Here is a 14266-nt window from a genome sequence, read left to right as displayed (position 1 = left end):
CGAACGCGGGTCGCCCGACCTTGGAGGGGCGAGCAGACATGCCAGCGATCGTGCTCATCGGCGCACAGTGGGGCGACGAGGGCAAGGGCAAGGTTACCGACATGATTGGCGGCGGCGTCGACTACGTCGTGCGCTACTCGGGTGGCAATAACGCGGGTCACACCGTGGTCACCCCCGACGGGCAGAAGTTCGCCCTGCACCTCATGCCCTCGGGCGCGCTGTGGCCCAACGCGGCCATCGTGATCGGCAACGGTGTCGTGGTCGATCCGAAGGTGCTGCTCACCGAGATCGACGGGCTGGCGGAGCGCGGGGTGGACGTGTCCCGGCTGATGATCTCCGGCGACGCGCATCTGATCATGCCGCACCACCGGGCGTTGGACCGGGTGGTCGAGCGCTACCTGGGCTCGTCGCGCATCGGCACGACCGGGCGCGGCATCGGGCCGGCCTACGGCGACAAGGTCGCCCGCATGGGCATCCGGGTGCAGGACCTGCTCGACCCGGGCATCCTGCGCAAGAAGCTCGAGATCGTGCTGCGCGAGCGCAACCAGGTGCTGGTCAAGGTCTACAACCGCAAGGAGATCGACGTCGACGCGGTGGTGGAGGAGTATCTCACCTACGCGGAGCGGATGCGGCCGTATATCACCGACACCCGCCAGGTGCTCTGGCGCGGCCTGGAGGAGGGCCGCACGGTGCTGCTGGAAGGCGCCCAGGCCACCATGCTCGACATGGACCACGGCACCTATCCGTTCGTGACGTCGTCCAACCCGACGGCCGGCGGCGCCTGCGTCGGCGCGGGCATCCCGCCGACCGCGATCACCCGGGTCATCGGGGTGACGAAGGCCTACACCACCCGCGTCGGCTCCGGGCCGTTCCCGACCGAGCTGTTCGACGAGAACGGTGTGCACCTGCGCAAGGTCGGCCGGGAGTACGGCACGACGACCGGTCGCGAGCGGCGCACCGGCTGGTATGACGCCGTCGTCGCGAAGTACGCCACCCGGCTCAACGGCATCACCGACCTGGTCGTGACGAAGCTCGACGTGCTGTCCGGCCTGGAGACGGTGCCGCTCTGCGTCGCCTACGACATCGAGGGCAAGCGCACCGACGACATGCCGATGACGCAGACCGAGTTCCACCACGCCACGCCGGTGTACGAAGAGCTGCCGGGCTGGTGGGAGGACATCTCGCAGGCCCGCACGTTCGAGGACCTGCCGGCCAACGCGCAGCGCTACATCGAGCGGATCGAGGAGCTCGCCGGCACCCGCGTGTCCATCGTCGGGGTCGGACCGGGCCGGGATGAAAACGTGGTCCGGCACAGCTTGCTCTAGTCTGCTCCGGTGCGCGTACTTCTCATCGGTTCCGGCGGCCGCGAGCACGCGATCGCCGCCGCCCTGGCCGTCGACCCGGCCGTGACCGCCCTCGTCTGCGCTCCCGGCAACCCGGGCATGGCCGCGCTGGGCGAGCTGGTCGACGTCGACCCGGTCGACCCGGGGGCCGTCGCGGCGCTCGCCGTGGAGCTCTCCGCCGACCTGGTCGTGGTCGGGCCGGAGGCGCCGCTGGTGGCCGGGGTCGCCGACGCCGTGCGCGCGAAGGGCATCCCGTGCTTCGGCCCGTCGCAGGAGGCGGCCCGGCTGGAGGGCTCCAAGGCGTTCGCCAAGGACGTGATGGCGGCGGCCGGGGTGCCGACCGCCCGGGCCCGGCTGTGCACCACGCCGGAGGAGCTGGCCGCGGCGCTGGACGAGTTCGGTGCGCCGTACGTGGTCAAGGACGACGGGCTCGCGGCCGGCAAGGGCGTCGTGGTGACCGACGACCGCGAGGCCGCACTCGCCCACGGCATCGCCTGCGGGCGGGTCGTGGTGGAGGAGTACCTGGCCGGCCCGGAGGTGTCGCTCTTCGTGGTGACCGACGGCGTGGCGGCGGTACCGCTGCAGCCCGCGCAGGACTTCAAGCGCATCTTCGACCGGGACCGCGGCCCCAACACCGGCGGCATGGGCGCGTATTCGCCGCTGCCGTGGGCCCCGCCGGACCTGGTCGAGCGGGTCATGGCAACGGTGGTCCAGCCCACGCTGGCCGAGATGCGGGCCCGGCAGACGCCGTTCGCCGGCACGCTCTACGTCGGCCTGGCGCTCACCGCGGACGGGCCCAAGGTCATCGAGTTCAACTGCCGCTTCGGCGACCCGGAGACCCAGGCCGTGCTGGCCCGGCTCGACACGCCGCTGGCGGGGCTGCTGCATGCGGCCGCGGTGGGCCGGCTCGCCGAGGACCCGCCGCTGGCCTGGTACCCCGGCACCGCCGTCTGCGTGGTCATGGCCAGCGCCGGCTACCCGGAGTCGGCCCGCAAGGGCGACGTGATCACCGGCGCCGACGGCGTGCCCGGCATCCTGCACGCCGGCACCGCCCGCGCCGCCGACGGCGCCCTGGTCACCGCCGGTGGCCGGGTGCTGACCTGCACCGCGCTCGGCGCCGGCCTGGCCGAGGCCCGGGCGGCCGCCTACGCGCTCGTGGACGGCGTGACCTTCGACGGCGCCCAGTTCCGCACCGACATCGCGCTCGCCGCGGCCGAGGGAAGAATCTCGATCCCGTAGGCAACCCGCCGCCGCCCGCGCTCCGTTTCCTGCACGTGGCGGAGGAGTCTTATCGCGAGTACGTCGCGGGCAACCTGGAGCGCTTACGGCGCCCCGGGCGGGTGCCCTCGCCGTGCGTCACGCCGTCGCCCACCGGCACGGTGATCGTCGGCGGCGGCACGCCGCTGCACCCGGTGACCGAGTCGTGCGGCGACGCGATCGCCCGGCTCACCGACGTCCTGAACGGCATCCTGGGCCGCGACCTGCCCGGCGTCGAGCTGCGCAATGCCCGCGACGGCAGCGCGCTGCCGCCGCTGGTGGAGCGGGATCCGCACTGGGCCACCGCCTACGCGGCCGGCTTCGGGCTCGGCGAGGGCGAATTCCGGTCGGTGCTCGGCCTGACGGTGTACGCCGCCGCCGAGTCGCCCGAGCGGCAGGCCGACTACCTGCCGTGCGCCGCCGGCAATCCGAACTGTGGCCGGCTGACGGTCGGCGCCACGATCGTGCTGATCCATCGCGGGGACCGGCCGATGGCCGTCCAGCTCAACGCCTACCGCCCGGACGGCACCTCGATGATCCTGGTGGGCCGGGCCGCCGCGGCCGGCAACAAGCTGCCGTTCACCGAGGAGCAGCTGCTGAGCATCGTCACCGCGCCGGAACTGACGCTGTATCCGTAGGCGACAAGGGCCTAAGGCAACAGGTGGCGGCGGACCACCTTGCCGGTGGCGTTGCGGGGCAGGGCCGGCACGAAGTAGACGTCCCGCGGGACCGAGAAGCGGGCCAGCCGGTGCCGGACGTATTCGCGCACGGCGTCGGGGTCGACCCGCTCGCCGGGGTGCAGGGCGATCCAGGCGGCCAGCCGCTGGCCGAACTCCTCGTCCGGCACCCCGGCCACGGCGACCTCGCGGACCTGCGGCAGCTCGGCGATCACGTCCTCGACCGCGGCCGGGTAGACGTTCTCGCCGCCGGAGATGACCATGTCGTCCTCGCGGCCGTCGACGAAGAGCAGGCCGTCCCGGGAGACGTGGCCGAGGTCGCCGGTGGCGATGAGGTCGTCGTGGAACTCGCGGCCGGTGCCGTTGGTGTACCCCTCGAAGATCATGTCGTTGCCGACGAAGATCCGGCCGATGTAGCCGGTCGGCAGCGGCCGGCCGGTCTCCGACAGGATGGCCACCTGGGTGCCGTGGGGCGGCCGGCCCGCGGTGCCCGGGGCGGCGCGCAGCTCCTGCGGGGTGGCGATCGAGGCCCAGGATGCCTCCGTCGAGCCGTAGAGGTTGTAGAGCACGTCGCCGTACACATCCATGAAGCGAGCGGCCAGCGGGCCGGTCAGCGCCGAGCCGGACACCGCCACGACCCGCAGCGTGGGCGCCCGGACCGGATCGGGTGCCTCGAGCATCCGCTGCAGCATCACGGGTACGGCGAACAGCGACGTGCACTGCTGGGCGTTCACCGCGGCCAGGGCGCTCGCCGGGGCGAACCGCCGGTTCAGCACGATCGTGCCGCGCAGCGCCAGGCACAGCTGCAGGGCGGCCAGGCCCCAGGTGTGGAACAGCGGCGCGGCGACGAACATGCGCTCCCCGGCGTTGAGCGGGATCCGCGACACGACCGAGGCGAGCGGGGCCAGGCCGGCCGGGTTGCGCCGCCGGGCGCCCTTCGGCGCGCCGGTCGTGCCGCTGGTGAGCACGACGATCGAGCCGGGCTCGGCCGGCGGCCGCAGCTCGCCCGAGGGGGAGCGCCGGATCAGGGCCTCGAGCCGCTCGGTCGACAGCCGTGGCAGATTTGGCGGTACTGCGGCGAGCATGCCCAGGAACGTCTCGTCGTGCAGCAGCAGCGTCAGGCCCTGGTCGTGGGCGACCGTCTCGATCTGCGCGTTGCCCAGGCCGGTGTTGATCAGCACGGCCTGGGCGCCGAGCGCGACGACGGCCATCAGCGACTCGATCATCGCCGCGGAGTTCTCGCAGAGCAGCCCGATCCGGTCGCCCGGGCGCACGCCGTGCCCGGCCTTCAGCGCGTTGGCCAGCCGGCGGACCCGCAGGTCGAGCTCGCTGTAGGTGAGCGCGCCGCGCTCGTCGACGACGGCGAGCCGGTCCGGGTCGCGGGCGGCGGCGGAGCGCATCTCGCCGAAGACCCCGAAGCCCCAGCGGCGCAGCGCGTTGACCTGCCGGACGACGCGGGTGGGGCGGGCCGGGGTGAGGACCCGGCGGCGGGCGAGCGTGCGGAGTACGAATCCGGCGTCCATGGCGGGGACTCCTCAGGTACGCGCGTATGTCGGATAAATCGGGCAACACCATAACCCGATCCATCCGGCAACGCCCAGATCAGCGGATGTACATCCCCGAGATCGCGCGGGCGACCACCAGGCGCTGGATCTCGCTCGTACCTTCGAAGATCGTGTAGATCTTGGCGTCGCGGAACCAGCGCTCGACCGGGTGCTCGCGCAGGAAGCCCGCGCCGCCCAGGATCTGCACCGCCCGCTCGGTGACCGCCACGGCCACCTCGCCGGCCTTGAGCTTGCTCATCGAGCCCTCGCCGGCCTCGAACAGGCGGTTGTTGCGCCCCATCCACGCGGCGCGCCACACCAGCAGGCGGGCGGCGTCGATCTCCATGCGCATGTCGGCCAGGGCGAACGCGATGGCCTGGTTCTCGATGATCGTCCGGCCGAACTGGACCCGGCCCTTGGCGTAGTCCAGCGCGTACTCGTAGGCGGCCCGCGCCACGCCCAGCGCCTGGGCGCCGACGGCCGGGCGGGACAGCTCGAAGGTGCGCATCGCGGCCTGCCCCTGCGCCCGGCGCCCCTCGCGGGCCCGGGCCATCCGCTCGTCGAGCGCCTCCTTGCCGCCCAGCAGGCAGCGGCCGGGCACCCGCACGTCGTCGAGGAACACGTCGGCGGTGTGCGAGGCGCGCAGGCCGAGCTTCTTGAGCTTCTTCGCGCCGTCGAGGCCCGGGGTGCCGGGCGGCACGACGAACGCGGCCTGGCCGCGCGAGCCCAGCTCGGGATCGACGCTCGCGGTCACCACGTGGACGTTGGCGATGCCGCCGTTGGTCGCGTAGGCCTTCTGGCCGCTCAGCACCCACTCGTCGGCGGCCTCGTCATAGCGGGCGCGGGTGCGCATCGAGGCGACGTCGGAGCCGGCCTCGGGCTCGGTGGTGCAGAACGCGGCCACCTTCGGCTCGCCGGCGTCGCCGAAGCACTGCGGGACCCACTCGACCAGCTGGTCCGGGGTACCGCTGCCATAAATCGCGGCCACGGCCAGGCTGGTGCCGAAGATGGCCATCCCGATCCCGGCGTCGCCCCAGAACAGCTCCTCGTTGGCCAGGCACAGCGACAGCCCGGACGGGTCGGCCCAGGCGTTGGCGAGGAACTCGAAGCCGTAGAGACCGATCTTCGCCGCCTCCTGGATCACCGGCCAGGGCGTCTCCTCGCGGGCGTCCCACTCCGCGGCGGCCGGGCGCACGACGTCGGCCGCGAAGCCGTGCACCCAGTCGCGCAGGTCCCGCTGATCCTCGTTCAGGTCGAGCGAGAACTCGGGCATGATCAGCCCTTCGGGATGTCGAACAGGTTCGCGATGTTCGCCGCCAGGCCCAGGTCGCCCTTTGCCTTGAGCTTGCCGGTCATGAACATCATCATCGGGTTGCCCTGGCCGGAGATGACCTTGAGGAAGTCGACCGGGCCGACGGTGATCGAGAGCTTCGGGTCCGCCTCGGGGCTCGGCGACAGCGTGCAGGCGCCGTCGGCGATGACCAGCTGGTAGGTATCCTCGCCGCCCTCGGGGGCGCCGGTGATGTGCCAGTGGATGACGGCGTTGGTCGCGCCGGCGCGGTCGGCCCGGAACAGCTCCGGGAACCGGGAGAAGATCGCGTCCAGCACGGTCTTGCGCTGCGGGCCGCTCATGATGTCGGCCAGCTGCGCGTCCGGCGCGTTCTTCACCAGCTGCGCGAACTGCTTCGTGTCGACGGTGCTGAGGTCGCCCAGGGCGTCGAGCTCGGACATGATGTGCCCTCCGTTGTCAATAAGCTACTCGTGCGTAACCTTACGCAGGAGTAGGTAAGGTGGCAAGATGCTGAAACGGCTTCCGCGTGTCGTGCGTGAGCGGCAGATGCTCGACGCCGCGGTGAAGGTCTTCGCCGCCCGGGGCTTCCACGCGGCGTCGATGGACGAGATCGCCGAGGCGGCCGGCATCTCCAAGCCGATGGTGTATGCCTACCTCGGCGCCAAGGACGAGCTGTTCATGGCCTGCCTGCAGCGCGAGGCCACCCGGCTGATGGAGGCGGTCGCGGCCGGGGTGCGCCCCACCGCCCGCCCCGACGAGCAGCTGTGGAACGGGCTGCGGGCGTTCTTCGCCTTCGTCGGCGCGCATCGCGAGGGCTGGCGCGTGCTCTACCGGCAGGCCCGCAGCGAGCCGCATTTCGCCGGCGAGCTGGCCGGGATGCGGGCCCGGATCGTGGAGGTGGTGGCCGGGCTGCTGGAGAGCGCCACCGCGCAGTCCGAGGCGCCGATGCCCAACCGGCCGGACGGCTTCCTCGCGATGGCCTACGCCTACGTCGGGGCGGCCGAGTCGCTGGCCGACTGGCTCGCCGACCACGAGGAGCAGGACCCGGAGCTCGCCGCGACCCGGATGATGAACTTCGTCTGGGTCGGCGCCGACGCCATGCTGCAGGGCCGGGTCTGGCACCGCCCCGCCCCGGACACCGCCGGCTAGCCGGTGAGCGCCGTGGTCCGCCAGGCGATCAGCGCGATCATGATCACCGCCAGGACCGCGAACGCGGCCACCTGGACCAGCGTGCGGTGTTTCTTCGGGGCGTAGGCCAGGCCGAGCGCGGCGAGCGTGCCGGTGACCAGGCCGCCGATGTGCCCGCCGATGGAGATGTTGGAGATCGAGAAGGTCAGCACCAGGTTGACGATCAGCACCGGTACCACGCCCGCCACGCTCATCCGCATCCGGCGCAGCACCACGATCAGCGCGCCGAAGAGGCCGAAGACCGCGCCCGACGCGCCCGCGTTGATCACGTTGGGGCTGGTGAAGGCGTAGGCCGCCACGTTGCCGCCGATCCCGGCCAGCAGGTAGAGCGCGAGGTACCGGACGCGGCCGAGGCTCGCCTCGAGCGGCCGGCCGACCGACCACAGCACCCACATGTTCAGCGCCAGGTGCAGCAGACCGAAGTGCAGGAACATCGCGGTGACCAGGCGGTAGTACTCACCGGCGGCGACGCCGTGCAGCCCGCTCTCGCCCGGGTAGGTGGCGGCGCCCAGCATGCCCAGGTGCACATGGGCCGGGGTGATGTTGCCCAGCAGCCCGCCCCAGCCGCCGCCGGCCACCGCGTTGGCGCTGCCGGAGCTGACGATCGTGGCGATGAAGGCCAGGATGTTGACGACGATCAGGGCGATCGTCACCGTGCTGGCGTTGCCGGAGGCCGAGCCGCCGAACGCGGTCCGGGCCGGCCGCTGGGCGCGGGCACCCTGGCGGACGCAGTCCGGGCACTGGAAGCCGACCGAGGCCTCGTTCATGCAGTCGGGGCAGATCGGCCGGTTGCACCGGGTGCACCGGACATACGTCTCGCGGTTGGGGTGCCGGTAGCAGACGGGGACCACGTTCGCCGGCGGCTGAGTCATGCTGACAAGGTTAGCCAGCCCTCACCCGTCGCAGCGGCCCGCCTTCGCGGCGCTCAGGCGGTGCGCTCGATGTCGACCCGTTCGATGACGATGTCGTTCACCGGGCGGTCCATGCGGCCGGTCTGGGTGGTGGCGATCTGATCGACGACCTTGCGGGAGTCGTCGTCGGCGACCTCGCCGAAGATCGTGTGCTTGCCGTTGAGGTGCGGGGTCGGGCCCACGGTGATGAAGAACTGCGAGCCGTTGGTGCCCTGCCCGAAGCGGACCCCGGCGTTGGCCATGGCCAGCAGGTACGGCCGGTTGAAGTGCAGCTCCGGGTGGATCTCGTCGTTGAAGTTGTAGCCCGGGCCGCCGGTGCCGGTGCCGGTCGGGTCGCCGCCCTGGATCATGAAGTTGGCGATGACCCGGTGAAAGATGACGCCGTCGTAGTACGGGCCCTTGCCCGCCTCGCCGGTGCGCGGATCGGTGTATTCCCGGGTGCCTTCGGCGAGTTCCACGAAGTTGCGCACCGTCTTGGGCGCGTGGTTGGGGAACAGCTCAAGCCGGATGGCACCGACATTGGTGTGCAGCGTCGCGAACAGTTGCTCGGCCACCAGTTCTCCCTTTCCTTGGTGACATTCCGTCATCACCGTATCCGACGGGGATTCTGCCGGATCCGGGTGTACGGGAGGCCGGATCGTTGCAGGATGACCCCAGCGGACCTGCCCATGAGGTTCTCCCTGGTCGGATCGGGGTAACCGGGACCGGATGGGTTTTCGCGCCTCGGGAGGTGGAGCAAAGTGTTTCGACGTCGTCAGGTGCTGTCGCACAGCCGGCTCATGCGGGATGAGCTCGGTGAGAGCCTCGATCACCTGCGGATGGCCGCGGCCCACGCCGCCGACGGCGCCTCGGGCGCCCTCGTGCCGCGGGTGGACGCCGCCCGCAGGGCCGTGGCGCCGCGCCTGGAGAACGGCATGAGCAGAGCGATGGGTGGCATGGACACGGTCATGGTCATCGCCCGGGAGCGCTCGAAGCAGACCGGCCGGAAGGCCGCGCGGATGGGGCGCAAGGGGAAAGCGAAGATGATGATGAGGAACCAGCCGAAGTCGTCGCGGCGCTGGCCGATGGCGATCGGCGGGCTGCTGATGGCGGGCGCCGCCGTCGGCGCGGCGGGTGCGATGCTGCGCCGCCGCCGCAACGAGCAGAGCTGGGACGAGTACGGCGCGACCCGCACGAGCGGGGACACCGGCTCGATGCTCGGCGCCGCGAAGAGCTCGATGGACGCCGGCATGGAAAAGGCCCGGACGATGGGTGAGGCGGCCAAGGACCGCGCCTCGGACCTGATCGGCCACAAGGGCGGCAATGCCGGACCGAGCGGCAGCGGGGAGTACGACAAGTCCCCCATGTCGAACCCGGTTTCCAAGAACAGCCGCCCTTAGCGGCGATCACGTAGGCGGGCCGTCCCCGGCCACGGGGGACGGCCCACCTATGTGCGGGCTAGAGCCAGCCGGAGCGGCGGAACGCCCAGAACAGCGTGGCGGAGCCGGCCACCATCAGCGCCATCACGCCCGGATAGCCGAAGACCCAGTGCGTCTCGGGCATGAAGTCGAAGTTCATGCCGTAGATGCCGGCGATCGACGTGACCAGCGCGGCGATGGCGGCCCACGCGGCGATCTTGCGCATGTCGTTGTTCTGGTCGACGCTCGTCTGCGCCAGCCGCGCGGCGAGCACCGAGTTGATCACGTCGTCGAGGTAGAGCACCTGCTCGACCGCGCGGGCGAGATTGTCGCCGACGTCGCGGAAGTACCGCCGGATCTCCTCCGGCACCTCGGCCAGCTGCCCATTGATCAGCCCGCCCATCGGCCGTTGCAGCGGCAGTACCACCCGCTTGAACTCCATCAGCTCGCGCTTGAGCTGGTAGATGCGCTGGATCCGGTCGGCGCTGCGCCGCCGGGCGCCCCACTGCGGGTTGAACACCTGGTCCTCGACGGCGGCGACGTCCTCCTCGATCTCCGTGGACACCTCGACCAGCGTGTCGACCACGCGGTCGGCGACCGCGTAGGCGACCGCCCACGGCCCCCGGGCCAGCACCTCGCGGCGGCGCTCCAGATCGGAGCGGACCGGGGCGAGCCGGCTCGCGTCGCCGTGGCGGACCGTGATGATGAAGTGCTCGCCGATGAACATCAGCAGGTCGCCGGTCTCGACCACCTCGCTGGTGTCGGTCAGCTCGTCGTGTTCGACGTACCGGGCGGTGCGCATGGTCACGAAGGTCATGTCGCCGTAGCGCTCGACCTTGGGCCGCTGCCGTGACTGCACCGCGTCCTCGACGGCCAGCTCGTGCAGCTGGAACGTCTCGGCGATGGCGGCCATCTCCGCCGCCTGCGGCTCCTTCAGCCCGATCCACACGAAGCCCCGGTACCGCCGGGCGGCGTGCAGCGCCTCCGCGTAGTCGCGGTCGCCCTCCTGGCGTACCCCATCGACGTAGAGCGCACAGTCCACGATCGCGCTGTGCTGCTCCGGCCGGGCCGGCGGCTTGGCCAGGTGGGCGCTGTTGCTGGCGAGTATCCGCGACCAGGCCCGCACGGGTCGGGACAGCGCACGCTGCAGGGGACGGGCATTTGGCTGCTGATCGTCGGCCATCTCGACCTCCTTGGAGGGCAGAGGTCGGCCCGCGCGGCGCGTCACGAAGGTTGGCACCGGGCGGACCGACCGCAGGTGGGGGGTGGGGGGCGCGGTCGGCCCACCCGGTGCCGTTGGGGGGCGGGGGGGTGATGCCTGCAGCGCGATTCGCAAAGCGCGCCGGGCTGGATTTTGATCCATCCAATACCGGCTGGGGAACCACCCTTGCCATCACGGTTTGGTGTCAGCTTGCTTGGAATTGCCTTGAGCGGGAATACGGGCCGGTCAGGCGCCCTTGCGGACCGCCTCGATCGCCGCGGCGAGGCGCTCGACGCCCTCGTCGACCTGCTCGGTCAGCACGGCGGAGAACGCCAGGCGCACCGCGTGCCGCCCGCCCTCGAGCAGGAAGTCGCTGCCCTTGACCACGGCCACGCCGAAGTCCCGGGCGGCCACCGCCTCCAGCTCGGTGGTGTCGACGTCGTCGGGCAGCTCCACCCACAGGAAGTAGCCGCCGTCGGGCTCGACGAACTGGGCGTCCGGCACGTGCTTGCGCAGTCCGTCGGCCAGCAGCCGGGACCGCTCGCCCAGCGTCGCCGAGACGGTCGCGATCGAGCGCGCGATATCGCCGCTCACGCAGAACTGGTGCGTGATCGCCTCGGCCACCATGCTCGGCGAGATGTAGAGGTTGGTCGCGCGCTTGGCGATCGCGCCGATCGTCTCCCTGGGCCCGGCGAGGTAGCCGACCCGCAGGCCGGGGGCGATCGTCTTGGTGAACGAGCTCGCGTGCACCACGACGCCGGCGGTGTCCAGGGACAGCATCGTCGGCAGCTGCTCGCCCCGCCAGCGGATGTCCGCGTAGGGGTCGTCCTCGAAGATCGTGAACCCGTACTGCTCGGCCAGCCCGACCAGGGCCCGCCGCTTGTCCGCCGACAGGGTGACGCCGGCCGGGTTCTGGAAGTTCGGGATGATGTGCGCGAGCCTCGGGCGCAGGCCGCCCTCCAGCAGCGCGCGCAGCTCCTCGATGTCCAGGCCGTCCTCGTGCACCGTCACCTGGTGGACCTGCGCGCCCAGATTGCGCAGGTTGAGCAGGGTGCGGTCGTAGGTCGGCTTCTCCACCACGACGGCGTCGCCGGGCTTGACCAGGTGCTCGAAGAGCAGTGCGTCGGCCTGCAGCGAGCCGTTGGTGACGATGACCTGGTCGGGCTCCACCTCGTGCTTCGCGGCGATCCAGGAGCGCAGCGGGAGGTAACCCACGGACGTGCCGTAGGCGGTGATGCCGGCCGGGTCGGCCTCGAAGGCGCGGGCCGCGGCGGCCTTGAGCCCCTCGACGTCGATGATGTCGAGGCTGGGCGCACCGCGGGCGAATGAAATCAGCTGCATGGTGGCAGCCTACGCACGCCCCCGGGCGCCGTTCAGCCGAGTTCCGAGCCCTCCACCTGGCCGATTGGGTGGCATTCCGGGTGTTTTATCCGTGCCGCGACGGGCATCAGGCCGGGATCGCCGTGCGGACCCAGACCCGGATGATGTCGCGCACAGAGATAACCCCGAGCACGTCGTCACCGTCGAGCACCACAAGGTGGCGGAACCCGCCGCGGACCATGGCGGCCGCGGCCTCCTCGACGGTCCAGGACGGCGCGGCGTAGACGACGTCCCAGGTGATGTGGTCGGCGGCCCGCTCGACGTCGGGGTCGAGGTCGGTCCCGATCGCCTTGAGCACGTCCCGCTCGGTGATGATGCCCACGCCGGGCCCGTCGGGATCGACCACGATCGCCGAACCGACGTTGCGCCGGGACATCAGCGCGGCCGCCTGGCGCAGTGTGTGGTCCGGACCGAGCTGCACGACGGCCGTGGACATCGCTTCGTGGACTTGCATGGTGCATCAACCCCCTAGCAAGCACGTCAGGGTTTCCATCGTCCCGCCGAGCCGGAGAACTCTCAAGCCGGCTCACCCCCTCGTGGCGGCGCGATACAGTTGCTCGACGTGCGGTTTCTCAACAACCAGATGCCGGAGCACGACCTCACCTACGACGATGTCTTCATGGTGCCGAGCCGCTCGGCCGTGGAGTCGAGAATGCAGGTCGACCTCACCTCGCACGACGGCAGCGGCACGACGATCCCGATCGTGGTGTCCAACATGACCGCCGTCGCGGGGCGGCGCATGGCCGAGACCGTCGCCCGCCGCGGCGGCCTGGCGATCATCCCCCAGGACATCCCGATCGACGTGGTGTCCGAGGCGGTCGCCTGGGTCAAGCAGCGGCACCTGGTCTTCGACACCCCGATCACGCTCGGCCCGACCGAGACCGTCTCCCTCGCCCTGGACCTGCTGCCGAAGCGGGCGCACGGCGCGGTGATCGTGGTCGAGGACGGCCGCCCGGTCGGGGTCGTCACCGAGGCCGACTGCGCCGACGTCGACCGGTTCAGCCAGTTACGCAGCGTCATGTCGAGCAACCTGCTGACCCTGCCCGACGACGCGACGCCCGAGGAGGCGTTCAACAGCCTCGCCGCGGGCCACCACCGGCTGGCCCCGGTGGTCGACCCGGCCGGCCGGCTCGCGGGCATCCTGACCCGCAACGCCGCGCTGCGGGCCACGCTGTACTCCCCGGCCGTCGACGCCGACGGGCGGCTGCGCATCGGCGCCGCGATCGGCATCACCGGCGACGCGGCCGGCCGGGCCGACAAGCTCATCGCCGCCGGCGTCGACGTGCTCGTGGTCGACACGGCGCACGGCCACCAGGAGCGCATGCTCGCCACGCTGCGCGCGGTGCGGGCGCTCAACCCGGCCGTGCCGGTGGTGGCCGGCAACGTCGTCACCCGCGAGGGCACCGCCGACCTGCTCGCCGCCGGCGCCGACATCGTCAAGGTCGGCGTGGGCCCGGGCGCCATGTGCACCACCCGGATGATGACCGGCGTGGGCCGGCCCCAGTTCTCCGCGGTGCTCGAGTGCGCCGCCGAGGCACGCCGCCAGGGCGGGCACGTGTGGGCCGACGGCGGCGTGCGCCACCCGCGCGACGTGGCCCTGGCACTGGCCGCCGGCGCGTCCAACGTGATGATCGGCTCCTGGCTGGCCGGCACCCACGAGTCGCCGGGCGACCCGCGCCGCGACGCCGACGGCCGGCTGTACAAGGAGAACTTCGGGATGGCCTCGGCCCGCGCGGTGAGCCGCCGCACGGCCGACGACAGCGTCTACGAGCGGGCCCGCAAGGCGCTGTTCGAGGAGGGCATCTCCACCTCGCGGATGTACCTGGACCCGCGCCGCCCCGGCGTGGAGGACATCCTCGACGCGATCGTGGCCGGCGTGCGCAGTGCCTGCACGTACGCGGGCGCGGCCGACCTGGCCGAGTTCGCCGAGCGGGCCACGGTCGGCGTGCAGAGCGCCGCCGGCTACGCGGAAGGCAAGCCCCTCGACGTCAGCTGGTGAGTCAGCTGGGAATTCCGTCAAAGGGTCGTATGGTCTCGTTACGCGCCGCCACGTAAGGTGCCTTCCGTGAACCTCGCT

At 71.7% G+C, this 14266-nt stretch carries 14 protein-coding genes; 6 read left to right on the top strand and 8 right to left on the bottom strand.

The genetic code is table 11. The annotated features are described in order from the left end of the window. Window positions 1-38 precede the first annotated feature (38 nt). Genes ACQPXD_RS55970 through ACQPXD_RS55960 form a run of 3 tightly spaced genes read left to right on the top strand, consistent with a single transcriptional unit; the run spans window position 39 to window position 3238 of the window. Window positions 39-1325 (top strand): adenylosuccinate synthase, encoded by a 1287-nt coding sequence (locus ACQPXD_RS55970; RefSeq protein WP_432833354.1) that lies wholly within the window; start codon window positions 39-41, stop codon window positions 1323-1325. Window positions 1326-1334: 9 nt separating this feature from the next. Continuing rightward, entirely contained in the window at window positions 1335-2582 is a 1248-nt protein-coding gene (gene purD, locus ACQPXD_RS55965; protein ID WP_432833352.1) for a phosphoribosylamine--glycine ligase, read from the top strand. 35 nt (window positions 2583-2617) lie between these two features. Next, window positions 2618-3238, top strand: coding sequence for a hypothetical protein (locus ACQPXD_RS55960; protein ID WP_432833350.1), 621 nt, complete (start codon window positions 2618-2620; stop codon window positions 3236-3238). 11 nt (window positions 3239-3249) lie between these two features. Here ACQPXD_RS55960 and ACQPXD_RS55955 read toward each other — a convergent pair whose 3' ends face one another. The 3 genes from ACQPXD_RS55955 to ACQPXD_RS55945 form a co-directional block, all read right to left on the bottom strand. After that, complete coding sequence (locus tag ACQPXD_RS55955; protein ID WP_432833348.1) at window positions 3250-4800, bottom strand: AMP-binding protein; 1551 nt, start codon at window positions 4798-4800, stop codon at window positions 3250-3252. 79 nt (window positions 4801-4879) lie between these two features. Then, window positions 4880-6094, bottom strand: coding sequence for an acyl-CoA dehydrogenase family protein (locus tag ACQPXD_RS55950; protein WP_432833346.1), 1215 nt, complete (start codon window positions 6092-6094; stop codon window positions 4880-4882). A 2-nt stretch (window positions 6095-6096) separates the two neighbouring features. Further along, complete coding sequence (locus tag ACQPXD_RS55945) at window positions 6097-6552, bottom strand: SCP2 sterol-binding domain-containing protein (protein ID WP_432833344.1); 456 nt, start codon at window positions 6550-6552, stop codon at window positions 6097-6099. A gap of 67 nt (window positions 6553-6619) precedes the next feature. Between ACQPXD_RS55945 and ACQPXD_RS55940 the strand changes: the two genes are divergently transcribed. Beyond that, on the top strand, window positions 6620-7261 hold the full coding sequence (locus ACQPXD_RS55940; protein ID WP_432833342.1) for a TetR/AcrR family transcriptional regulator: 642 nt from the start codon (window positions 6620-6622) through the stop codon (window positions 7259-7261). On the opposite strand, the gene ACQPXD_RS55935 is transcribed toward ACQPXD_RS55940, so the two are convergent. Both ACQPXD_RS55935 and ACQPXD_RS55930 read right to left on the bottom strand, forming a co-directional pair. Then, on the bottom strand, window positions 7258-8172 hold the full coding sequence (locus ACQPXD_RS55935) for a rhomboid family intramembrane serine protease (protein ID WP_432833340.1): 915 nt from the start codon (window positions 8170-8172) through the stop codon (window positions 7258-7260). The two genes, ACQPXD_RS55940 and ACQPXD_RS55935, sit on opposite strands and share 4 nt — an antisense overlap. Window positions 8173-8225: 53 nt before the next feature. Further along, window positions 8226-8765 (bottom strand): peptidylprolyl isomerase, encoded by a 540-nt coding sequence (locus ACQPXD_RS55930; RefSeq protein WP_432833338.1) that lies wholly within the window; start codon window positions 8763-8765, stop codon window positions 8226-8228. 264 nt (window positions 8766-9029) lie between these two features. Between ACQPXD_RS55930 and ACQPXD_RS55925 the strand changes: the two genes are divergently transcribed. Further along, on the top strand, window positions 9030-9590 hold the full coding sequence (locus ACQPXD_RS55925) for a hypothetical protein (RefSeq protein WP_432833336.1): 561 nt from the start codon (window positions 9030-9032) through the stop codon (window positions 9588-9590). A gap of 58 nt (window positions 9591-9648) precedes the next feature. On the opposite strand, the gene ACQPXD_RS55920 is transcribed toward ACQPXD_RS55925, so the two are convergent. The 3 genes from ACQPXD_RS55920 to ACQPXD_RS55910 form a co-directional block, all read right to left on the bottom strand. After that, the gene (locus ACQPXD_RS55920) at window positions 9649-10791 is read right to left on the bottom strand and encodes a magnesium and cobalt transport protein CorA (protein ID WP_432833334.1); all 1143 of its coding nucleotides are present in this window, start codon (window positions 10789-10791) and stop codon (window positions 9649-9651) included. A gap of 264 nt (window positions 10792-11055) precedes the next feature. Next, entirely contained in the window at window positions 11056-12150 is a 1095-nt protein-coding gene (locus ACQPXD_RS55915; RefSeq protein WP_432833332.1) for a PLP-dependent aminotransferase family protein, read from the bottom strand. A gap of 106 nt (window positions 12151-12256) precedes the next feature. After that, window positions 12257-12643, bottom strand: a complete 387-nt coding sequence (locus ACQPXD_RS55910) for a CBS domain-containing protein (protein WP_432833330.1) — start codon at window positions 12641-12643, stop codon at window positions 12257-12259. A gap of 108 nt (window positions 12644-12751) precedes the next feature. Here ACQPXD_RS55910 and ACQPXD_RS55905 point away from each other — a divergent pair, with 108 nt between their 5' ends. Continuing rightward, window positions 12752-14188, top strand: coding sequence for a GuaB1 family IMP dehydrogenase-related protein (locus tag ACQPXD_RS55905; RefSeq protein ID WP_432833328.1), 1437 nt, complete (start codon window positions 12752-12754; stop codon window positions 14186-14188). The last annotated feature ends 78 nt before the right edge of the window (window positions 14189-14266 follow it).

This window comes from Dactylosporangium sp. CA-092794 (genome assembly GCF_050948465.1).
Lineage (GTDB): Bacteria > Actinomycetota > Actinomycetes > Mycobacteriales > Micromonosporaceae > Dactylosporangium.
This window is presented reverse-complemented; position numbering and strand designations above follow the sequence as displayed.

Bases quoted from the DNA above. Each gene is read 5' to 3' on its own strand.
- ACQPXD_RS55915 (WP_432833332.1), bottom strand. From the start codon at position 12,150: ATGCAGCTGATTTCATTCGCCCGCGGTGCGCCCAGCCTCGACATCATC.
- ACQPXD_RS55955 (WP_432833348.1), bottom strand. From the start codon at position 4,800: ATGGACGCCGGATTCGTACTCCGCACGCTCGCCCGCCGCCGGGTCCTC.
- ACQPXD_RS55920 (WP_432833334.1), bottom strand. From the start codon at position 10,791: ATGGCCGACGATCAGCAGCCAAATGCCCGTCCCCTGCAGCGTGCGCTG.
- ACQPXD_RS55925 (WP_432833336.1), top strand. From the start codon at position 9,030: ATGGCCGCGGCCCACGCCGCCGACGGCGCCTCGGGCGCCCTCGTGCCG.
- ACQPXD_RS55945 (WP_432833344.1), bottom strand. From the start codon at position 6,552: ATGTCCGAGCTCGACGCCCTGGGCGACCTCAGCACCGTCGACACGAAG.
- ACQPXD_RS55950 (WP_432833346.1), bottom strand. From the start codon at position 6,094: ATGCCCGAGTTCTCGCTCGACCTGAACGAGGATCAGCGGGACCTGCGC.
- ACQPXD_RS55940 (WP_432833342.1), top strand. From the start codon at position 6,620: ATGCTGAAACGGCTTCCGCGTGTCGTGCGTGAGCGGCAGATGCTCGAC.
- ACQPXD_RS55935 (WP_432833340.1), bottom strand. From the start codon at position 8,172: ATGACTCAGCCGCCGGCGAACGTGGTCCCCGTCTGCTACCGGCACCCC.
- ACQPXD_RS55910 (WP_432833330.1), bottom strand. From the start codon at position 12,643: ATGCAAGTCCACGAAGCGATGTCCACGGCCGTCGTGCAGCTCGGTCCG.
- ACQPXD_RS55970 (WP_432833354.1), top strand. From the start codon at position 39: ATGCCAGCGATCGTGCTCATCGGCGCACAGTGGGGCGACGAGGGCAAG.